The organism is Nocardia sp. PE-7, assembly GCF_030486425.1.
In the GTDB taxonomy this organism is placed as follows: Bacteria; Actinomycetota; Actinomycetes; order Mycobacteriales; family Mycobacteriaceae; genus Nocardia; species Nocardia salmonicida_A.
Map to the genome: position 1 here is coordinate 5220784 of NZ_CP129614.1, position 21525 is coordinate 5242308.

General features: G+C 62.7%; 15 protein-coding genes. 8 read left to right on the forward strand and 7 right to left on the reverse strand.

Annotated elements, in window-relative coordinates; genetic code table 11:
• Positions 1-434: 434 nt before the first annotated feature.
• The gene (locus QX204_RS24570; RefSeq protein WP_301902644.1) at positions 435-1292 is read left to right on the forward strand and encodes a helix-turn-helix domain-containing protein; all 858 of its coding nucleotides are present in this window, start codon (positions 435-437) and stop codon (positions 1290-1292) included.
• A gap of 230 nt (positions 1293-1522) precedes the next feature.
• Here QX204_RS24570 and QX204_RS24575 read toward each other — a convergent pair whose 3' ends face one another.
• From QX204_RS24575 to QX204_RS24595, 5 genes are all read right to left on the reverse strand, one after another.
• Complete coding sequence (locus tag QX204_RS24575) at positions 1523-4213, reverse strand: nSTAND1 domain-containing NTPase (RefSeq protein ID WP_301902645.1); 2691 nt, start codon at positions 4211-4213, stop codon at positions 1523-1525.
• Between the two features lie 1262 nt (positions 4214-5475).
• Positions 5476-6006 carry a class IV adenylate cyclase gene (locus QX204_RS24580; RefSeq protein ID WP_301902646.1) on the reverse strand — a complete coding sequence of 177 codons (531 nt, stop codon included), beginning with the start codon at positions 6004-6006 and terminating at the stop codon, positions 5476-5478.
• A 34-nt stretch (positions 6007-6040) separates the two neighbouring features.
• A complete protein-coding gene (locus QX204_RS24585) occupies positions 6041-7171 on the reverse strand; it encodes a radical SAM protein (RefSeq protein WP_301902648.1) in 1131 nt (376 codons plus the stop codon).
• Between the two features lie 59 nt (positions 7172-7230).
• On the reverse strand, positions 7231-8082 hold the full coding sequence (locus QX204_RS24590; protein WP_301902650.1) for an SAM-dependent methyltransferase: 852 nt from the start codon (positions 8080-8082) through the stop codon (positions 7231-7233).
• Positions 8083-8741: 659 nt separating this feature from the next.
• A complete protein-coding gene (locus tag QX204_RS24595; RefSeq protein ID WP_301902651.1) occupies positions 8742-9146 on the reverse strand; it encodes a DNA-directed RNA polymerase subunit beta in 405 nt (134 codons plus the stop codon).
• 660 nt (positions 9147-9806) lie between these two features.
• Between QX204_RS24595 and QX204_RS24600 the strand changes: the two genes are divergently transcribed.
• The gene (locus QX204_RS24600) at positions 9807-10682 is read left to right on the forward strand and encodes a DUF5919 domain-containing protein (RefSeq protein WP_301902653.1); all 876 of its coding nucleotides are present in this window, start codon (positions 9807-9809) and stop codon (positions 10680-10682) included.
• The gene (locus tag QX204_RS24605) at positions 10654-11454 is read left to right on the forward strand and encodes an inositol monophosphatase family protein (RefSeq protein ID WP_301902654.1); all 801 of its coding nucleotides are present in this window, start codon (positions 10654-10656) and stop codon (positions 11452-11454) included. Before QX204_RS24600 ends, QX204_RS24605 begins: the two co-directional genes overlap by 29 nt.
• A 273-nt stretch (positions 11455-11727) precedes the next feature.
• Here the strand turns inward: QX204_RS24605 and mobF are convergent, their stop codons facing one another.
• Positions 11728-15852, reverse strand: a complete 4125-nt coding sequence (gene mobF / locus QX204_RS24610) for a MobF family relaxase (RefSeq protein WP_301902656.1) — start codon at positions 15850-15852, stop codon at positions 11728-11730.
• Positions 15853-16323: 471 nt separating this feature from the next.
• On the opposite strand from mobF, the gene QX204_RS24615 reads away from it, so the two are divergent.
• A complete protein-coding gene (locus QX204_RS24615) occupies positions 16324-16719 on the forward strand; it encodes a hypothetical protein (RefSeq protein WP_301902658.1) in 396 nt (131 codons plus the stop codon).
• Positions 16720-16724: 5 nt separating this feature from the next.
• Here the strand turns inward: QX204_RS24615 and QX204_RS24620 are convergent, their stop codons facing one another.
• Positions 16725-18464, reverse strand: a complete 1740-nt coding sequence (locus QX204_RS24620; protein ID WP_301902659.1) for a recombinase family protein — start codon at positions 18462-18464, stop codon at positions 16725-16727.
• 45 nt (positions 18465-18509) lie between these two features.
• Here QX204_RS24620 and QX204_RS24625 point away from each other — a divergent pair, with 45 nt between their 5' ends.
• The 4 genes from QX204_RS24625 to QX204_RS24640 all read left to right on the forward strand — a co-directional run bounded on the left by QX204_RS24625 (position 18510) and on the right by QX204_RS24640 (position 21524).
• A complete protein-coding gene (locus tag QX204_RS24625; protein WP_301902661.1) occupies positions 18510-19232 on the forward strand; it encodes a helix-turn-helix transcriptional regulator in 723 nt (240 codons plus the stop codon).
• A gap of 45 nt (positions 19233-19277) precedes the next feature.
• Positions 19278-20396 (forward strand): peptide chain release factor 2, encoded by a 1119-nt coding sequence (gene prfB, locus QX204_RS24630; protein WP_301902662.1) that lies wholly within the window; start codon positions 19278-19280, stop codon positions 20394-20396.
• A 128-nt stretch (positions 20397-20524) separates the two neighbouring features.
• Positions 20525-21382 carry a mechanosensitive ion channel family protein gene (locus QX204_RS24635; RefSeq protein WP_301902663.1) on the forward strand — a complete coding sequence of 286 codons (858 nt, stop codon included), beginning with the start codon at positions 20525-20527 and terminating at the stop codon, positions 21380-21382.
• Positions 21369-21524: an Rv3103c transmembrane domain-containing protein gene (locus QX204_RS24640; RefSeq protein WP_301902664.1), complete on the forward strand. Its 156-nt coding sequence runs from the start codon at positions 21369-21371 to the stop codon at positions 21522-21524. The genes QX204_RS24635 and QX204_RS24640 overlap by 14 nt, the downstream gene beginning before the upstream one ends.
• Position 21525 lies beyond the last annotated feature (1 nt).

A 21525-nucleotide genomic window follows, 5' to 3' on the forward strand; every position in this document is an offset into this window, starting at 1 on the left:
GTCCTTGAGTCAGCGCGCCTTTGGCCGTGTCGGTAGCGTGACCGGACCATGGCCCGTAAGGCAAGCCATCTCTAACAGGAGACGGCGCCACTCGGGTTTTCGAGCACCGTCCCGGTGTGTGCGGCTGATGTGGCACATGTGGCCATCGCGAGGGTGGTAGCAGCAGGGTCACCCGTCCGACCATTCGGATTCGATACATTCGACGAGTGGGCGATTACGAGCTGGGTCTGTTCTTGCGCACCCGCGCGAATGGTCTCCCGCCAGGTACAGCCGCCGGCTGGCCCGCGCAGTCGCACGCCCGGACTGCGCCGCTCCGAACTTGCGACACCCATCGGAGTGAGATGTGGTTGAGTGCTGCTGCGCAGGCGGGACACCGACCTTGTCCGGTTCATTGCGTGTGGGAATGAACCTTGCGGGAGCGAAGGAGCACGAGAATGACCGACAACGAGTTGGGCCTGTTCCTGCGCAGCCGCCGTGAGGCGGTCTCACCTGCCCATGTCGGTTTGCCTGCCGGACCGCGACGCCGCACACCCGGTTTGCGTCGTGCCGAACTCGCCACCCTGGCTGGAGTTAGCGTCGAGTACCTCATTCGCCTCGAACAAGGCCGTGACCGTCGCCCGTCCCCGCCAGTGCTCTCAGCCATCGCCAACGCACTACATCTCGCACCGAGCGAACGCATCCACCTGTACCGACTGACCAAATCGGCTGACGCGGGCTTCAGCTGCATGGGCAACGTAGGACCTGCCCGGACCGTTCGTCCCACGGTCCGCGCCATCCTCGACCACCTGGAACCAGCAGTCGCGGTGGTCGTGAACCGCCTCAGCGATGTCCTGGCCTACACCGCGGGCTACCACCGTCTGATGGCACCAACCGGGGTGCTCGCCGATCCGTCCACAGCCAACCTCGCCCTCTTCATCTTCGGCGACTCCCGAGCTCACGACTTCTACCCAGACTGGGAACACATCGCCGACCTCCAGGTCGCCGCCCTCAAACAAGGCCCCTTCCGCAATGACCCGGCCACCGCCGCCCTGGCTGATCAGCTCGAGATCGTCGCCGGTGAGCAATTCACGCGCCGTGTCGCTACCGTCCCCAGCCTTCCCGCCGCGACCGGCACCACCCGCGTCGAACACCCCGAGGCCGGTCCACTGCGCCTCGTCTACGAAACCCTCGATCTCCCCGCGGACGACGATCAGCAGGTGTTCATCTATCTCCCGGCCGACGAAGCCACTGCGACCGCATTGGACAAGATCGCGGGCCGCCACCCCGGCGCGCTGCGCGCGATCTCAATCTGAATCAGGCCCGGCGCACACCTATCGCAGAAGAGGAATGACTCGGTACCGGACTCAGGACGAGCATGGGAGAGGGTCAGCAGATGCAAGGCATGGGTACCGACGTAAATGCTGACCGGTACCGGGCCCCTGTAACCGATCCTCTGTTGCATCAAAGGATCGGGTCTGACAGGCAATAGCGAACCTAGGGCAGCTACCCGGTGTGTGACTGCCCCAGCCGCCGGGATGGCGAACTAGCGTGCTGCGCGGCGGGCCCCACGCCGAGTCCGGAGTCCAGCCGCTCGCGCCCATGCGAAGAACGACTTGCCGACCTTATCCTTTGTCGAGTGCGTCCAGGTCGCACTGTAGGCCGACTCAAAGATCTCAGCGACATCTTGCGGCGTGACGGAGCTGTTCGACTGTAGAAGTTCGATCGCTCGACTGCCACCTGGCTTTGCCCGGAGGAGTTCCAGGAGCACCTCCGGTACGACCTCTCCGTTCGAGACCAACCCATCTGAAACAATCAGAAAACTTCCATCTTCGGATGGCGACACTGCCTTGAGGCTAACAAGTTGAGCTAGATGCAATTTTCGCTGTCGAGGAATCGTAAGCCGACCATCGACTGATTGTCGCAGCAACTCGATAGCCGGACCGGGTGCAACTGTTGGAAAAACCCCCTGCTTCCGCGCAAACGACGAAGGTTTCGATGTAAGCGATCCGACGCCGGGGCTGCCCTCGGGTGCCTGCGCGTAGCCGTTGCTGGCGCTGAGCGCGAGACCAGCGTATTCGAGCCAGGCCAGAAAGATCCGTGCATAGGTTATCCAAGTATTTTCAGTACCCTCAACTGCTGGGAATGCTAGCCGCATACGATCCGCGAACGGAGCAACAGTCACAGTCCCGTGGCCTCGGTCGGCTAGTTCCATAAATTCTGAATATGCGCGGTGGCGCCTAAGTGCCGTTGCAACGCGCGTCCTAATCTCTGCCTCTTGGTCCTCTGCGTTAAGAATCTCCGAGATTAGCGAAACCTGTCCAACCTCCGAGGGCGCCAGGCCGAGTTGGCGAAGTTCTCGAGCCGAATTCCATACAACATTTTCAGAAGTTTCCCACGCTTCAGAAATATCGCTGGTAACGTGACTTCCACCATGCGCCAAGAGCTCCGAAACAAGGCGCGCGACCGAGTTGGGCGAGAGCCGCAAAATGTACGAATCTTCAATCGGAACACGCCCGGTATTGAGGTAGTCGCGGAAAATATCCCAATATGTATCCAGCTTCTCTCCGACCTGAACTATCAATCGCTGGTTCAGCAAAGACTGAACCAGTCCGGCAGAGTATTTCTCGGTTACCTCGGTAGCGCGAACTGGGGCGTAGCGGGCGACGAAGCCCAGTGCGTCTCTCTCCTGGGGGCCCAGGGCTTGCAGATCCGAATCAAAGAGATCTTGAATATTGAGCGCTTCACCAATCAGTTGTTCCTGCGTTTTTCCGCTCTTGAACTCACGTATTACGTGCCCGGACAGCTTCTTCAAAAGCCAGGGCAGTCCCTGACTGTATTCCCGCAGCCGTTGACGAAGTTCCTTCGAGAGCTTCAGTTGAACGGCTGTCTCAAGTCGCTTCAGGAGCGTGTCGACTTCACGTGAACCGAACGGGGACAAATGAACAACCTTTGACGCACCGCGGATTTGATCCCGCAATCGGTAAGGATGATTCTCAATCCAGTCCACGTAGTCGGTTTTCCATGCGAACCCAAAGGTCACGTTGGTCCGGAAATCAGAATTCCACAAAGCCGCATCTCGAAACTCTTGAGTGAGAAGTGGGTCAGTGAAAACATTCTCGAACTGATCGAAGATTATCAATAGATGCGCATCGGGCGTCCAACTGGCGTTCTGGATCGAACTAAGCGCGCCAGCAGTTGTGGCCCAACTGGCTTCCTCTGGAAGTGCTACGATGCCAGAGCCTTCGGCGGATTCGACAGCCTTGCGAATAGCGGCAGGTACGAATGAACCGGAGGTGGCAGTTCTTGTATCGACTACCATTGCCGCCCCCTGCATCTGTGACGCAAGTTTTAGCGCTAGAGAGCTCTTTCCCCACCCGGACTGTGCATTGAGAACAAAGGGTCCACCCCGGGATTCGACGAGCGCAACGAGCTCTCGAAGAGAATCTCGACGCCCCACGAAATAACGAGGGGATGCCGGGAGTTGATATTCAAAATCTGAATGCGATCCATTCACCTCGATTACCAATGGCGCACTCGGTGGCGCTTCGGGAGTCATCGGGACGCTCGAATCTAGGGCAACGACCTGAAGCCCCTGCGAATAAGGGTGCTGACCCAGTAGATCAATTGCCGCGGCAGCAACGCCGCCAGAGATCGCCTTTATTGCCACCTGCGCTGCCGTGCGAGTCAAAGGGTCGATCTTGAGGGCAGCAGTGTACACACCACTTTCGTGCACAACCAGCGCGTGGTCGCTAACCTGATTGATATCGACAGGTGAAATAATGTCGCGTTCATCCAGAAGAGTCCAGATTTCACTCGCCGTAAAACTTTTGAACGCAGAGTCGCGTTCGCTGATAGATTTCGCCTGTTCTGTCGCTTCAGCGGTCATTCTTGGCAGCGCAAAGAAGAATCCCTCCAGATTCGGTTCGGTGAGGCGGCGCGCCGCAAGCCGTCCGTAAAATGCGGTCAATAGTCCTACGTTAATATTCGTTGAGTACGCTTTGCATTCTGCGATAGCTTCGGATCGACTCATAGAATGCTTCAGCGAAATGTCAATCTCAACGCCATCGCTGGTTTCATTGAGTTTATCGGTTGACGGCTTCTGGTATCCGAGATGATGCATGATCGTTGCCATGAAATGCTCGAATAGATGACCACGCGCGTTCGCTTTGGCTGCCGAACTGTTCTGTTCTACCAGCAACAGAACGATAGGGTCTTTGACAATAATCCCATTCACTGAATTATCCTCCGGGTATAGGTCATATTATTCACTAAGTCGAACGAGCACATCGCACGCTGGGAGGGTATGCGCTGAAGTGAGAGGGATTTCCCAGGCTAAAGGTCTGCTGGTCTTATGACGACGACTCGTCGGTCATGGTTGGCCGCCTGCCCTCCCCTCCAAAGGTGCCACCAGCAGTTTTCGCAACTATGCCTCCACCGACCTAGATACCGAACCACGCATCTGCTGGCAGGCCACTGGAACCCCAGCATCTCTGCCGACCTGCCTTGCGCAACCGTGCCGCGATTCGCCCCTCGGCCGCCGTCCCCTGCACTGTAGTTCCCTCCGATGAAACGAACTGCTGTCGCTCGCACGTTGCAAGCCTCAAGTGGGAGTTCACTCAAACTGCTTCGGGAGATGATCGGATACGAAAAGGATGATATTACAAGGACTCCGGTGTACAGGACGGCCGACGAATCTTACGACACGACCCGACTTGAACTCGACCCCTCCTCCTGTCCAGTTTGGGGACCAGTTGTGCCGACGCTGTGCGCGCCTACGGAAAACTGCGGCGATACCGGGCCCATGAACGCCATGTCGCGGCGTGCAGCGGCCCTGGTCGGCGTTTCCCGGGGAGCAAGTTGAACCGCCGAACACGTTGGACACCTGGGCAAGGCGCAATACGGAGCCCGACTAGGGGTCCGTGCGCCGGCCAGGGGTGCTGACCGGTCATGTCTCCGTGAAGCGTCACGCCCCGGGTGCCCTCGCACCCCAGGGCGGTACATGCCACCAATCCTCAACGGACCGTATTGGAAGTTGGTCGGTAGCTGACTTGCCTCGTTGGCGAGCGAGGTAACGGTGGACATCAGATGTGGGTCCACGCGCCGCGCTGGGTTGTTTAGTGACTTCTCGAGGCCGTCCGGTCTCCGGGTAGGGCACGAACACCATGCACATGTTCACGCGGCGGCCGTGGCTTGTGGACACGGGATCACGTTGGTCGGGTGGGCTAACGGATTCTCCTCAGCTCCGACCATAGAGGGTGTCGTGGTGCTACTTGCCAGGGAAAATGTTCGTTACACACTCCCTGGCTCGTGACCGGGTTGTTGGGTGGCAAGCCCCGAAGAGGTGCGGCAGTAGCTCGCATGTCATCGCTTCGCCTCGATCCGGCGTAACTCACCTTGGCCGATGCACAACGAAGGCCCCGGACGCTCACACTTCGATGAGCAACCGGGGCTGTCGGGGTGATGTTCGTTTGCTTCGCAGCAGGATTCGGAACGTCTTCAGAAGCGCAGTTCTCGTATCGTGTTGAGGTCGATTCCGTGGCGTGCGTAGATCTTGATCGTGTTCTCGCCGGTGAGGTCTGCTTCGGTGTAGCCGAGCAGTTCCGCGACACGGATGACGTCGGCCTTGGTGGCGGCCTCGATCTCGAGATACGGCGGGATCCGGGGCCAGGTGTCGAGTTCGAGTTCTGCGCCGTCGAGGGTGTAGCTGGTCCGCCTGGTTTCCTGGTACGACTTCGCAGAGAATCCCATCAACTCGAGCAGGGCGTTGGTAGCGGCGAAGTCATCGACACTCACCTCCACCTCGTGCGTGCCGTCGATGGCGTCGCTAGTGATCTCTTTGACCGCGAGCGTGGTTCGTTTCCCGTCGTCGCGCAACCTGATCCACTTGCCGTCGACACCGGGGGCGACGTCGTAGACGTAGCGGCGCATGAATCGCTCGGCGAGCTTGTGGCCGCCTTTGTCCAGGATGTGGCGGTCGATGGTGTCGGGGTCGATGTCGAGGATCTTCGCTTCGTGCTCGATGGGCACGGGGGGCTCCTTCTGTATTGCCGTTGGGGTGAGGTTATCCGACTCGGCGGGTCGTGAGCCGGGTGTACTCGGCCTCGCGAAGCCTGAGGATTTCGGTGCGTAAGGGGCTGGTCAGGAACTCGGCTAGGGGTAAGCACAAGTCCATGCGTTGGATGCACACTCCGACCTGGAACGTGCCTTTGCGGTCGTAGTAGAGCCGGACGCCGTAGAAGCCCTCCTCGCAATCGGTGCCGTTGTTGAACCGGCATCCGGTGCAGGTATCCGGTAATCGGACGGGGCGGATGTGCTTGAAGAGGATGCGCCGTCCATCGGGCAGGCGGTAAGCGGTGCGGGAGTTGGAACCTCCGGCGGTGACGTAGTGGGCTTCGGCAACAGCGCCCCGGTCGGCGAGGATATGTTCGATCGCGGTGATCGAGCTGTCACCTTGGTCGAGTGACATCAGCAACCGCACTGTCAGGTTCGGGGAGAACTCATCGAGTAGCCGATGTACTCGTGGGGCGTGTGTGTAGTCGGGGACGACAATGTTGGCGCTGGCTTTGACTCCGTGCGTTTCGCACGCTGTGATCGCGCGTTCGAGTGCGTCGATTCTGCGTTGGGCCAGAACAGGATTGCGGTAGCGGGGGTGCTGCACGTCGGCGAGTTCGGACGCGGTGGTGCCGAAGATGGAAAAGTTCACTCGGTCCAGTCCGGCGGCGGCGCAATCAGCGATAACGCGCTCGCCACGTTCACCGTTGGAGGTCATACCAACTCGTAGCCCGGCATCCACGGCGATCTTGGTCAGTGTGGCGACGCCCGGATGCAAGGTCGGTTCGCCGCCGGTCAGGTGTACCTCGGTCAGCTCCAGCGCGTCACCGAGCACCGTGAGCACATGGGCGAATTCGTCGTTGCCGGGAACCGGGGCCGAGAGGAAGGCCGCGCCATTGCTTTGGGCGTAGATCGACACACGCCCGCTCGCCCCAGCAGCGAGGAACTCGCCAGGCAAACGGTCTCGGTTGTCAACGGCGACCGGCGTGCCTTCGTTGTGACAGAACGTGCAGGTCAGGCCGCATGCGTCAATGATCTTGACGCGCAAGGTAGTGTCTTTGTCGACGTGGACGGGGATTGCAGCACGGGACATAGCCGTGCTCCCTTCGTTCGGTGGTGAGTGGTGCCGGTCGGGATGCACCGGCGTGAGTCGAAGTCGCGACCGCCCAGGGGCGCGACACCCGGCAATTCGGGTCTTCTCTACGGCTGTCGTTGGCCGATAGCGGCGTACGCGCTCAAATCCCAAGCCGCGCGATGGCGCGGTGCGGTAGCCGACAGCCTCCGAATTCCATCCCCATCCCCGTCGCCGTTTTCGCTGTCGCTGTCGTCGTCGCGGCTGGGGGTGGGTGGCCATCGGTGCGGGGCGATCAGACCGGGCGCGAGGAGCTGGTACCCGGCGAGCATGGCCGTGATCTCGCCTCGTCCGCGTGGGTGATACGGAATGCCCGCTCGACGCAGGGTTTCGGCGGCGGCTTGGATGTGGTCGGGGTAGAACTCGTCGGTGACGTGAGTGAGCACGAGCCATGTCCCGACCGGGAATCGAGCGGTCAACGCGGCGAGCACGGCGGGGGCGTCGCTGATCCATTCCGCGGTGCCCGACACGCACACCGCCAACGGTGCCGCTATGTCCATCACTGCGGCGATGTCGCCCATGATGGCGTCGGTGTCAACGATGTCGGTATCGGTGAAGTACCGGGGCCCTTCGTGCAGCATCGCGCGCCCGTGCGCGGCCACGAGGATGTCGGAGTCGACGTACAACGTCCGGGCGGTGTCGCTGCGTTGTTCGGCGATGTCGTGGATGTTCGGGGCGTGGGGCAGGCCGCTTCCGAGTTCGACGAACTGAGACACCCTGTGATGGTCGGACAGGTATTCGACCGCGCGTCGGGTGAACCTCCGGGATTCGGTGATCGCGGGTCTGATCGTGCTGCTCGACAGGTTCTTCGCGAGCGAATCGTCGGGTTCGTAGTGGTCTTTCCCGCCGAGGAACACACTGTGTAGGCGTGCGGGGGTGGGCTGGTAGGGGTCGATCAGATTCCGTGGGCGGGTGGTCATAGTCGGGGCTCCTGCCGCATCTGCGACGGAAGGCCCCCGACCAACTCCGGTGCCCGTGGCGAGGGGCGCACGGTTTGGGAGTTGGTCAGGGCCTTCCAGTGTTGCTGGTCAGTGGGTGGTGTGGGTGCCCCCGGAGGCCGGTTGGGCGGCCTCCGGGGTTTCCCCACCCTCGAACCCGGGGCGGCTCGGGGGGTCGCCGGTGGTTCGAGGTATTCAGGTGGTCTTTGTGGCGTCGGGGCGGTGCCCGTGGTGGGCGGTGGGATGGGTTGTTGTGGATCGGGAACGATTGGGGCCCCGGACATCGCCGGGTACGAGTACGAGGCCGCCTTCGCGCGGGCAGGTTGAGGTGTCTCGGGTCCTCACCGGGCGCGAAGGCCATTCAATTGGTCGAAAATGTTCGGGTCAGGGCAGTAGGTAGAGCCGCTCGTTCGGGAGTCGAGGGAGCCCGACACAGTGCCCGGAATCCACTGCGACGGTGCAGGGTCGGCGGGCGGCCATGTCTTGCACGAACACCAGCGCTGCTGTCAGGCATGCGGCGAAATCCATTCGGATGCTGGCGATTTGAACTGTGAGGTGGATATCGGGTTCGTCGGGACACGGTGACCGCGCAAATGGATCGGCATTCGGGTGTGGCACGGGCGGCGTCCTTCCGGGCCAGGTCAGTAGGGGCCGTGGGTGCGTGGCTTGGCCGCGTCCAAGACGTGGCGGACGCAACCCAGGACCGTGGTCCCAGTCGGCCGGAAGGGGGTGGTCGCGGGGACTATCCACGTTCGGTGGGCGTGATGGTCTGGGCTCGGCGACGGCAACACGATATTGCCGTCGCGGATCACGACCACGTGCGCACGCCAGAGTTCGGCGAGCGCGGCGGGGTCACCGATCGGGCGCATGTCGGCAGTGCGGACGAGGTAGGACCATGCCCGCGCCCGAGGGTGGCCGATGATCGGGCACTGACCGACGTTACGGCGGTGCAACTCGACCTTGACCCGCTGCGCGAGGTCGATCGGCATCATGACCGCACCGGTCGATCCGGCCGTCATCATGATCTGCCCCGTTACGGTGTCCACGAACGTCGGCAGGCTACAAATTCGCCGGTAGAACATGCTGCGTGAGAGCGGCGAATCTTGCAGGGAGGCAGGTACTTTCGTGTCTGTCATTGCCTACCCTTCGAGTGGGGTGTGGCCTGGCGCCGCGGTGGCGATGGCGATGGCGATGGCGATGGCGACGATGCGACGGATGCCTGTGGCTTCGCATTCGAAATCGGCAGGCGACGTAGGAATGACCGGGCAGCCCGCGCACGCTCGGCAGCAGTTGCGACCTGGCCGGGGACCTCTACACGAACACGATCGACAGGTGCTGGACCGAACTCAGCTGTGTGCTGTCCGGGGACGCGCTTGGGCAGCGACACGGAACGAACCAGGCCGATATAACCGAGAAATGAGAGAAGTGCTGATAGTTCAGCTGTTTGATGTGCATGGCTCGTCAGACAGGCTCGCTGCATCGTCGTGTTCTTCCTCGTGGGCCGACTGGTCGGGCATTCGCGGCACCGGGGAACCGGTGCTACAGCCGTTGTGGGTGTCGTTCGCCGTCAACTGTCGTACGTCGAGCGGTATCGCGGCGACGCCGAGGATGTCTTATCTAGAACTTTGGTGTCTGATCGGGTTTCTTCTATGGCTCATGCAAGCTACGATCAGCCGAGCGGGTCACATAATGACAAGGGGTATGACGTGGGGACGGTACTCAAAGCTCTACTTCAAGAACGGCATATCCAAACAGTTTCAGCGTTCAATCGTGAATATGATAGAGCCGCCCTTACGATTGATCCGGGCGCAGTGGGAGCGGGACCTAAGAAGGCTCAGTTCTACCGATGGCTAGCGGGGAATATATCAACACTCCCCTACCCACACCACTGCCGCGTACTGCAGGAAATGTTTCCCGGGTGGACCGCAGCGGATCTGTTCTCGGAATTCAATGAAAGCGTTTCCTTATCCGACCGGGTGCCGAATGGGAACCTGCCGGAAAAGGGCCGAGTGGAAAGGATTTCCGATATTGAGAGCGTTTTTCCGAGAAGGGCTGATTTCCTTGAGTCAAGCTCGCCTCAGGACCTCTTCCGGGACGCACGAACGATCGATCTCGCGGGAATATCGCTTAATATCCTCTGCCAACAATGCTCGGACAGCGAGGTTCTGCGGATGATGAGGGAAGGCACATTCATACGGTGTCTGTTCCTCGACCCCGATGGCCTGAGCATCCAAGCGCGAGAGTTGGAGGAAGGGCACGCGCCTGGTGCGTTGACCAGTCTCACAAGGCTAAATATTCATATGTTGCAGCGGGTTAGATCGAAATGGAAATCTACGATGGGCGGCAATATTGCGATTCGCCTCTACGATGCGCCAGCCCGATTCAACATTTGCATTGTTGATTCTGAGGTATGCGTTATGCAACCATACCTACCGTTTGCGCGCGGCCTGGAGTCTCCGACATTTGTTGCGCGACAAAACGGCAGCCGAGGGATTTTTCAGACATTCTCCGAGGTATTCGAAGAGATGTGGCGTGAGGGAACGGAGCCGGCAGTTGAACAAAACCAGGGAATTCCTGCTTGACTCCGCGCGTAGCGCGGTTTCCATAGGCGTATCCATAGTTGAGTCGAGGAACGTCTCATCGGTTTCGTCGAAGGGCGATCGCGATTTTGTTACCGATATCGATATCGCAGTACAGGAAAGCATTCAAGCATTCCTAGAATCGAAAACGCCAGACATAGGGTTCCTCGGCGAAGAAGGGCAGCGTGCACAGACGCGCAGCGGGCCGTTCTGGACGCTGGACCCCATCGATGGAACATCCAATTTTATCCATGGAATTCCACTGTTCGGAATCTCGCTGGCACTCTTCGAATTCAACAGTCCAACAATCGGGGTCATCACAATGCCAGCACTTGGCCTCGAATACTATGCGGCAGTCGGACTAGGCGCCTATCGAAACGGTGAGCGAATCCAGGTCGCGAGCGCTTCCGGGCTTTCGGAGTCGATCGTCTCAATGGGCGACTACGCCGTTGGCGAGGACGCGATGGAAAGGAACCGACCTCGGCTCGCATTGACAGCCTTACTGGCCGAGCGGGTAGAACGAATTCGAATGTTCGGAACAGCGGCCTTCGACCTGGCGTGTGTAGCCGATGGAAGCACGGATGGTTGCGTGATCCTGTCGAACAACCCGTGGGACATCGCGGCGGGAACAGTCATCGTCCGAGAGAGCGGTGGTGTTGTCTACGATTCAGATGGCTGTACACACAGCCCGCAATCTCGACACACCATCGCCGGGAACAGTCTCACCGCAAAGGAACTCGTATCGCTGGTTGCTAGGGCACATGACTGCCCGTAGACGGTCGGCTCAGAGAGATCGTCGCCAACGGTGGCGCTTCGTGACCGGTGGCCACTTGTCCGATGGTGCGGGTGGTGAGCCGGAAGTCGTTGTCGCGGACAGGGTGTTGAGCATCCGCTTTCAGGGCAGTCGGTCCGAACTGCGCTGCCTGATCTACGCCCGGATGGTCTCGAGAGACGTATCTCTGGCTGAACTTCGCGGCGGCCGACCTCAACTGTGGAGGTCGACCGCCGCCTCCATGTTCGGACAGCTGGAACTGGTGGTTTGTCGGCGCTACAACCAGTCGACCTCGTAGCCGGAGTCAGGTTCCCGACCGGTGGATTCGAACTCGTCGGCGGTGGTGTCAGTCTCGGACCAGTCTGCATGCGTGTCGCCTAGTGCGGCGTCTACGGCGTTGGTGATGGTTCGCGCTTGTAGGTCCGGTTTGTGGGTGTGCTTGGTCGGGTCGGGTGTGGCGGCGGCCAGGTCGGTGTCGGCGATTTCCAGGCGTGCCCAGAGTGCGGCGGCGGGCATTTCGTCGGGTAGTGGGCGGGCGCCGGCGGCATTGGTGAGCTGGTTTTCTATGTCGAGGCCGGCGCGGGCGGCGGCGTCGATGTTGGTGGCGATGATCGGCCAGGTGGGGTCGGTGCTGATGCGGGGGTCGATGCGGTCGACGGTCGCGGCCCACCGGTGTTGGGGCAGGCGCGTGTTGCCGTCGACTTCGAGGATGCGGCGGTGCAACTGTTGCTGGTGCGCGCGTTCGATCGCGATGTATCGGGCGGGTCCGGTCGGGCGGGGGTCCGACTCCGGGACGTGTAATCCCGCACGCCAAATGGCGAGGTCGGCCACGAGTTCGGGATCGGTACCGAGCAGTGGTCGCGCCCATTTCGGGGCTGTAGCGGTGGTCCAGGCGCGGGCGGTATCGCTGATCTGTCGGGCAAGTTCTGCCACGATCCGTTCCCGCGCCTGCACTGGGGCGGTCTCTGCGTCGGCGGTGGGGGCCTCGGTAGGTAGTCCGGGTGTCCATGCCAACGGTCCGGGTCCGGCGGAATGGTTGCCGGTGGGGTCCAGTCGCCAGTACAGTACGGCGGCGGGGTCGGTGACGGTGTCGAGTTCACGCGCGGCGATCGCGGTGCGTAGTTCGGTGACCGGGTCGGCTCCGGACAGGGCGAGCATCGCCAAGTGTTGGCGTAGGACCGAGTAGGCGGGGCTGCCGGTCAGTCCCGGTACGAGTCGTTCGGCGATGCGGTCGATGGTGTCGAGTCGTGTTGTGCCGATAACGTTTTCGGCCGTCATGCCCAGTGTGTCGAGATAGATGTCGACCGCGCGGCCGATCCGGCGTGCGGGGTCGAGCGCGTCACGGAGTTCGGTGTGAGCGGACGTGCGTGCGCCGTCGCGGTCCAAGACGTGGTGCAGGTGTTCGACGGCGGTACGCGGGTAGTGCGCGGGCAAGGTGTAGATATCGCCCTCGTCGCCGTTGAGCGCGGTCGCTATGTAGGCGTGGTTGGCCTGGCGTCCGCGCGTCATCGCCACATAGAACTGCTGGCGCGACTCACGCCCAGACAGGGCGACGTGGCAGGAATCCGCGGTGATGCCTTGCGCGGAATCGATGGTCGCGGCATAGCCCATGTGTAGGTGGTCGTGCACGTAGTCCCCCGGCAGCCGCACCACGGCGTCGGTATCGCGACCGTGTACGCGGCGTACGACGGTGACCGAGTCGTCGGAATGCACTTGCCGGATGGTCCAGGAGTATCCGTTGCGGACCCAATCGCGCGCGCCGACCCGCAGGCGTGGGTCGTTGCGGCGCGTGCGCACGGTGTCACCGGCTGAGGCCACCAACCCGTCGGCAAGGAACACATGGGAATCGGCAGCTGTGCCCGTAGGCGGGTCACTGCGGGCAATGCGGTGGGCGCGGGCACGCACGTTCAGTGCGGTCACGATGTCGTGAGTGGGTGCCAACATCACCGCATCCGATCCGTTGGTGATGTCGGCGGCCCACGCTTGGTAGGCGTCTTCGTAGACGGTGCCGAGGTGTCCGGAGTGGATGCGGCCGTTGTCCAGATACCAGGCCAACGCGAGCGGATCGCCCTTGCGCAACCCGGTCGACGCCAGCGCTTCGCCTCGTTGGGCGAACCGCACCACCTCTGTGAGCGTCGGTGCTTGCTCTGGTGCGGCATGGTCGATGTCGGTGTGGACTCCACCGGCATCGATCGCGGGCAACTGTCGGTCGTCACCGATGCATCGCACGTTTGCACCGCGCCCGGCCAGATACCGCAGCAACTGGAGACGTTTGGTGGTCGGCAAGGTGACGTGTTCATCGATGATCACCAACGTGGTCGCGTCGATATCGAGGACCCATTGCGGCAGAAACGGCGGGTACTCACCGGTCGTCGCGGCCGCGTGCTGGGCGTCGATGACGTGCAACAGCTTGTCCACGGTCTCGGCGCGGGTGCCGATCGACTCGCCCAGCACGGACGCGGCGGCGGCCGTGGGTGCCATACCGAGCACGGTTCCGCCACCGGCTTCCCACGCGATGGCCAGTACTTGCATGGCGGTAGTTTTGCCGGTTCCGGCGGGGGCGTTGGCGGTGTGGACACGCATTCCGGCGCTGGCGAACGATTCGATGACCCGAATCTGACCGGGGTTCAAGGGTTGGTCGGGGTGGGCGGTGTTGTATTCGTACACCGCGCGCGCGACCAATCCGGCGTTCAAGGTGACTCCGCCGGGCTCGACTGACAGCGCGATCAGCTCAGCTTCGGCGGCCAATGTGGATTCGGTGGTGTAGATCTGAGAGTTCGCGCGGGTGTGTATCGGGGTGCCGTCGCGGCGACGTAACCACGCCGGGACCGCGCGTAGGTCGGGTTGCTCGGTCACGTCGGGGTCACCGCGCGCTACCGATGATGACGGCGATAATGCTTGTGCCAGTATCTTTTCGGTGGCTTCGGCCCATTCTGCGGGGGCGATGTTCCCGCGGATTTGGCGTTCAACTTCGGCCCGGAGGTTGAACTCACGCCAGGTCGCGCGCTTGTCCGAGACCGCCGCCAACGCTTGGTCCGCGAGGTGGGTGACGAACGCGCGATCTGGTGCCGGACGCGGCACGCGCGGAACACCTACGACACGGGCTTCGATGTTGTCCACAACATCGATCCCGCCGAGCACCGCGGCGGCATCGGCGCGCCAGCTCGCGCGTTGTTCGGTGCGTGAGCCCGGAGCGTGTTTGCGGGGGCGGGTTTCCAGGGTCGCGCGTTGACCGAGGTCGTGGACTTCGCTGGGGGTGGGTTCGCGCCCGAACGTTGTTTGAAACGCGGCGGTGAGGGTGTCGAGTCGGTCAGCGATCACGGCGGTACGCCGCGACCAGTGGTGGATCAGTGGCAGTGGGAAACCGACGATTTCGCGGACCCTGACTTGGTCGGGTGTGCGGTCGGTGCGGGTTTCGAACTGCATGTCCAGCGCGGTTTCTAGGTGGTGTTCGAGGCGGGTGTCATAGATTTCTGACACCGTGACCACCGCTTCATGAATCACGGTGCCGTTGACAGTGCGCCATTTGCCATCCGGTGTGCGGACCCGATTAGCGACCAGAACGTGGGTGTGCAGGTCCGGGTCACCAGCACGCGAGTCACGGTGGTCGAATGTCGCGGCGATCGCGCCGTGCACGTCGATGTGTCGAATCCCGTTGCGACCCGATCGGGTGAACAGCGCGTTGTTCTCCAACCACGACAGTGCGTCGGTGATCGCGGCACGGTGGGCGGTCTCGATCGTGTGCGCAAGCTCGGGGGTCGCGACTGCCCACAGTCCCGACACACTCTTGACGGGACTGAACGTGAAGTCGAATCCGGCGACCGCTGTGCGGTCCGGGCGCGAGTTTTTCGCGACCCATCCAGACAGTTCGCGCGGGTCCAGTGGTGCGCGTCCGTACTCGATGGTGAACATTTCGGTCGCGATATCGGTGCGCATCTGCGCGCGAATCTGGTCGGGAATATGGGCGGTGACGCACTCGCCCACGCTGGTGTTGTAGTCGCGGTATGCCTGCGCGGTGGCGGCGGGGAACCCCGAAGTCGTGGAGTAGACGGCGAACTTGTTGCCGAGTTTGGTTGCCTTCTCGGCCAACCGGGCGGCATAGGCGGGGCGCACACCAGCCGCGAGGTGATGCGCTTTCACACGTTCGCGGACCTGGTCGGCGTTCGGGTGTATCCCCGCGCCGAACAGAAACTTCATCTGATCTTCGGTGACTTCCGCACCGGGGGTGATCTCGAGGTCGGAAAGTCCGCTGCCATGCCAGGTTCCGGGAGCTTCGCCGTGCTCGTTGTAATAGTCGGACAGCGATGCTCGCCCGCGCGCTGTGGTGTCATTGGCGGCGGTATTGCGCAGGTAGTACTCGTAGCCGTTGCCTGCGGCGACCTTGTGCATGGTCGCGACCATGCCTCCATGAGACACCCCAAAACAGGCGAATTCAAGGCGGCCTAGTCCGTGAACCCTTGCCGCAGACAACGTTTCCACAGGACGTTATCAACTCGTTACCCTGAGATGAAAGATGTCTGAATGTGAAGGAACGGAAAATAGGGGTAGGGGGTATATGGAAGTAAGGGTGAGTTTAGTTGCGGGGGTGAGGCATTGATGGGGTGGGGTGAGATGTATTGCGGGGGTATGGGTGTGAATGGGATGTGTTGAGTACCGATGGGATGGGGTCGGTCAGGTTGAGGCGTTGAATCCGCCGCGCCACTGGAGGACCCGCGCGCCGACCGGACGCGGCCTGCGAGCGGCGGCACCGACCGAGCCCGCTCGAGGTGCCGAAAATTGCATACCTAACCGACCTTCGAACAATGGCACACTGGAAAGCGGAAAAGAGCCGCGAGATCAGGGGACACGTCGATCAACTGAAAAGGAACGCAAATGTCCCTTCACAACAGAAAAGTTCGTCCACACACCGGCCGGTCCGGTGTCTCTCAGTCGGGCCGACGTGACAAGCAGGCTCCGCCGGTCACCGACTCCGACTCCCCGGCAGCATCGGCACCAGCCGACAACTCGGAAGCCTCGACACCGGCCGACAGTGCGGCCACCGAGGGCACCGACTCTGATACCGCAGGCCACAACAACACCGACGGGCGCGGGCCCGCGCTGATCGGACCGACCAGCGAAGCCACCCGCCGCTGGGTCGCCGAAAGTCGGATGCGGCAAGGGCTATCGCCTCGCATCACCGATCCCGTCGTGCTCGATTCACTCGCGCTGTTCCTGCGCAACGCGATCGACTCCCTCGACCGCGACCGCCGCCGCCGCGACGACACCTGAGACGCTCACAACGGACGCCACACGATCTCGACCGAGGACTTGTCGAAACGCCACACGCGCCCGTTCTGGTCTTCCCACTTCGCGGCGTAGATGTTCGCGGGCCGCACGATCACTTTCTCGATCACGCGGGCGGCGGCTTCGTGCCGCCACCGCGAACCCTTGGTAATCCATGCCTTGCGCAACTCCCCTGGTGCGGAACCGATGTCGGCCAACACCGCCAGCGCCTGACTCGACCGCAACGAATCCTGTTCGGCACGCAGGGTCTTCAAGCTGGTTTTGAGTCCGGTGATGGTGCGATCGATGACGCGCAAGTCGAACTCGTCACCGGCACCGCTCAGAACCTCGGTGCGGCGGTCAGCCTCGGCGTCGAGATTGCCCGCGGTGGTCTCGATCCTCTTCTGTAGTGCCGCGATCCGCTCGGCATTTTCGTTGCCGCGATCCAGACGCGAGAGGATGTCGGGGTTCTCGTACTCGGCGATCACCGCTTGCGCCACGAACGTCTCCAACGCGTCCGCGTCGCGGAACACCCGCCCGCACGCACACACAACTTTGCGCGCGTCCTTGGACCGGCACCCGTAGCGGCGCTGAATTACCGGGGGCCCGCTCTTGCGTGTGCGTTCCAGTGCCGAACCAACCAACCATCCCCCGCAGTACTGGCCAGCGCGGTCGGTGCCCTCTCTCCACGTGCCGCCGCACTCGGCCAACCCGGTCAACCAGTAGAAGGCGTTGCGCTGGCGTGGCCTCTCGGGGTTCTTGGACCGGCGGTGTGAGGTCACCGCCGCGCGCATGGCGTCATGTTCGGCACGAGTGAAGATCGCGGGCCACTGCCCACGATGACGGGTACCGCTGCGCTCGTGGAAGCGAATGCCGTTGCCTTCGGGGTTGTTCAGGCATTCGCAGCGATCGCCGTTGGCGTCGGTGTGCTCTCCCTGGTCGTAAGCCACATACGCTTCCAACAGCAGTTGCTTGGCGAGCCTGCCCACACCCCACAGCTCGCCCTCGGCAGTGGTCACACCCCGCGCGTTCCAGTCGGTCACGATCGAGGTTTGAGTCTCACCGTTGATGAGCCGATCACGGCCCTCCCGCAGTACCTCCACTTCCTCGTCACGCAACGCGCACCGGTCCAGGATCTCGGCACCGGTGATCGGATGCGTCCCGGCCACCTTCCCGTATCCGAAGCGGCGCGAACCTCCTTGCATGACTCCCTTCGCCGCTTCCTCGCTCATCCGCTCCAACAGGTTCTCGGTGTTGACTTCGCGGTACTCGACCGCTTCGGCGACGGCGACCATGAAATTCTTGCGACCCGCACCGGTGGTCAGGTCGTAGTCGGTGGCGTTGACGAAGCAGTACCGCACACCCTCATCACGGCCCAGCTTCATCAGCTCGTTGCCGAGGTCGTAGTCACGGGTCAACCGGGACACGTCACGAGCAAGGATGACGCTGGCCGGACCACCGGTGGCCAACCCCAGCACTTCCCGCAGGGCGGGGCGGTCGGCGTCGGCACCGGACATGTCGTTGTCGCAGAAGATCCGCGCCAACGGCAGCTTCTTGCGCTTGGCGTGCTTGACCTGGTTTTTCGCTTGTAGGTGCACACCCTCGGCGCGGTCCTTCTCATCACGGGAGATCCGCACATACCCATACACCCACTGAGCGGGGTCGACATCGGCCACAGCATCGGCCAGAGCCCCGTTGATCTCGGCGAGCCAGGCGGGCTCGACCTGGGTCTTTGCCTTCGATCGCGTCATGATCCGATTTTATGAGAAGGAGTGCATAGTGGGTATCTTTCCGGGGTGAGTGTCGAGTACCTGATCCGGCTCGAGCAAGGCCGCGACAGTCACCCCTCTGCCCAGGTGTTGTCCGCGCTCGCCGAGACGCTGCGACTGAGCCCTCGTGAACGCGTCCACCTGCATCAACTCTCCAAGGGCGCGTCCGGTTTCAGTTGCGGCGCCGCCGAGCAGGGGCCGAACCGCACGGTGCGACCCACGATTCTGGCCGTTCTCACCCAGCTCGAACCCGCGCCCGCCGCGATCACCAACCGCTTCACCGAGATCCTGGCCTGTACCGAGGGCTATCGGAAGCTGATGGCGCCCAGTGGGCTGTTCGAGCAGGGCGAACCCGCCAACGTCGCCCGGTTCGTATTCACCCATCCGGGCGCCCGCGAGCTGTACCCGGAATGGGACGCCGCCGCCGACAAGCTGGTCGCCTCGCTCAAACAGGGCCCGTTCCGCGCCGACCCGATGGTCGCCGCCCTGGTCGACGAACTCACCGTCACCGCGGGCAGCGCCTTCACCGATCGCCTCGCGACCCTGCCCGGACTCCCGCCTTCGGGTGGGATCGACCGGCTCAGCCATCCCGAGGCGGGCACGCTGCGGTTGGCCTACGAATCGCTGGATCTGTCCATCGACGACGACCAGTCGCTCTACGTCCTGCTCCCCGCCGACGAGGCCAGCGCGAGCGCCCTCGACCAACTAGTCGGACGCCGCCCCGGCGGCCTACGGTCCATCGCAAGCTGAGCCGATTACGCGCGGTGTCGGAGGCGACCGGTAGCCTAGGAAATCGTGCATCCTGACGTTATCGCCGACCTCGCAGAACTCGACACCACGCTCAAGACGGTCGAGTCGGTCCTCGATGTCGAGGAGCTACGCCGCCGCATCGACGAACTCGAGCACCAGGCCGCGGATCCCGAGCTGTGGAACAACCAGGAACACGCCCAGCAGGTGACCAGTGAGCTGTCGCACGCGCAGAGCGAACTGCGCCGCGTGGAGGAACTACGCCAGCGCTTAGAGGACCTGCCGGTGCTCTACGAACTGGCCGAGGCCGAAGAAGACGCGGCCGCCGCCGAAGCCACCGCCGACGCCGATGCCGAGCGCGCCGCACTGCGCGTGGACGTCGAGGCGATGGAGGTGCGCACCCTGCTCTCGGGCGAGTACGACAAGCGTGACGCGCTGGTCAACATCCGTTCCGGCGCCGGTGGCGTCGACGCCGCCGACTGGGCGATGATGCTGATGCGCATGTACATCCGCTGGGCCGAGCGGCACAAGTTCCCCGTCGAGGTCTACGACACCTCCTACGCCGAAGAGGCGGGCCTCAAGAGCGCCACCTTCGCGGTGAAGGCTCCCTATGCCTACGGCACCCTGTCGGTGGAGATGGGCACGCACCGCCTGGTCCGGATCAGCCCGTTCGACAACCAGGGCCGCCGCCAGACCTCCTTCGCCGAGGTCGAGGTCCTGCCCGTCGTGGAGACGACCGACCACATCGAGATCCCCGAGGGCGAGATCCGGGTCGACGTGTACCGCTCGTCGGGCCCCGGCGGCCAGTCGGTCAACACCACCGACTCCGCGGTGCGTCTGACCCACATCCCCACCGGCATCGTCGTCACCTGCCAGAACGAGAAGTCGCAGCTGCAGAACAAGATCTCGGCGATGCGCGTGCTGCAGGCCAAGCTGCTCGAGCGCAAGCGCCAGGAGGAGCGCGCCACGATGGACGCGCTCAAGACCAACGAGGGTGCCTCGTGGGGCAACCAGATGCGCTCGTACGTGCTGCACCCGTACCAGATGGTCAAGGACCTGCGCACCAACCACGAAGTCAACAACCCCACCGCGGTGCTCGACGGTGACATCGACGGGTTCATCGAATCCGGAATCCGTTGGCGGATGCGCGATCAGGACGACGCGTAGCCAGCGATTCGCTCACAAACCGTGGGCTTCAGCACGTTTGACCGCACGCCGTGACCGACCTGTAACCTTTCTGGTGTGCGTTCGACCGAACCGAAACTGTGCCTGTGCAGGTCCATGAAGGAGACGCGATGACCGACGTCCTCGCGGCCAGCAGCGGACCCGAGATCAGCGACTGGATGCGTTCCAGCGGCCTCGAAATCGTTCTGCTGATCGTCGGCGCGATGCTGTTCGGCCGATTCGCGGCGTTCCTACGCGACCGGGTGACCACCAAGATCGACTCGGGTTTCCAGACCAGCGATGCCCTGGTGCGCACCGAAGCGGCCAAGCATCGGCACGCGCTGGCCCAGGTGGTCACGTGGGTGGTGCTGACCATCGTGTACGTGCTGGTCGGCATGGAGGTGCTACGCAGGCTCGGCTTCGCGGTGACCGGACTGGTCGCGCCCGCGGCGGTGCTCGGCGCCGCGCTCGGTTTCGGCGCGCAGCGCATCGTCCAGGACATCCTGGCCGGGTTCTTCCTGATCACCGAGCGCCAGTACGGCTTCGGTGACGTGGTGCAGATCTCGGTCACCGGCTCCGCCGAGGTGGCCGAGGGCACCGTCGAGGACGTGACTCTGCGCATCACCACGCTGCGTAATTCCGACGGCGAGGTGATCATCGTCCCCAACGGGCAGATCGTGAAAGTCACCAATCTGTCCAAGGACTGGGCGCGCGCCGCGATCGACGTCCCGGTGTCCGCGCAGGCCGACATCACCAAGATCAACGAGATCCTGCACGCGGTCTGCACCAAGGCCTACGAGGATCATCGCCTCAAACCGCTTCTGCTCGACGAGCCGTCGGTGATGGGTGTCGAGGATCTCTCGCTCGAGGTGATGAACATCCGGATGGTTGCCCGCACATTGCCAGGCAAACAATTCGAAGTGGGTCGCGAACTGCGCGTACGCGTGGCCGCGGCCCTGCGTAAGGAGGGAATCAGTGAAACCACGTAAGTCCACAGCGATCCTGATGGCGGCGTGGCTGTCGACGTTCGTCGTGTATCTGTTCGTCAAACCCACCGATACCGCGGCCGAGGGCCCGACGACGTTCCTCAATGCCGTCCCGACCTGGGTGAATTCCGAACCCGAACGCTGAT

What these genes read in the sequence shown, in the direction of transcription:
- QX204_RS24570 (WP_301902644.1), top strand. Translation starts at nt 435, where the DNA reads ATGACCGACAACGAGTTGGGCCTGTTCCTGCGCAGCCGCCGTGAGGCG.
- QX204_RS24590 (WP_301902650.1), bottom strand. Translation starts at nt 8,082, where the DNA reads ATGACCACCCGCCCACGGAATCTGATCGACCCCTACCAGCCCACCCCC.
- mobF (WP_301902656.1), bottom strand. Translation starts at nt 15,852, where the DNA reads ATGGTCGCGACCATGCACAAGGTCGCCGCAGGCAACGGCTACGAGTAC.
- QX204_RS24615 (WP_301902658.1), top strand. Translation starts at nt 16,324, where the DNA reads ATGTCCCTTCACAACAGAAAAGTTCGTCCACACACCGGCCGGTCCGGT.
- QX204_RS24620 (WP_301902659.1), bottom strand. Translation starts at nt 18,464, where the DNA reads ATGACGCGATCGAAGGCAAAGACCCAGGTCGAGCCCGCCTGGCTCGCC.
- QX204_RS24635 (WP_301902663.1), top strand. Translation starts at nt 20,525, where the DNA reads ATGACCGACGTCCTCGCGGCCAGCAGCGGACCCGAGATCAGCGACTGG.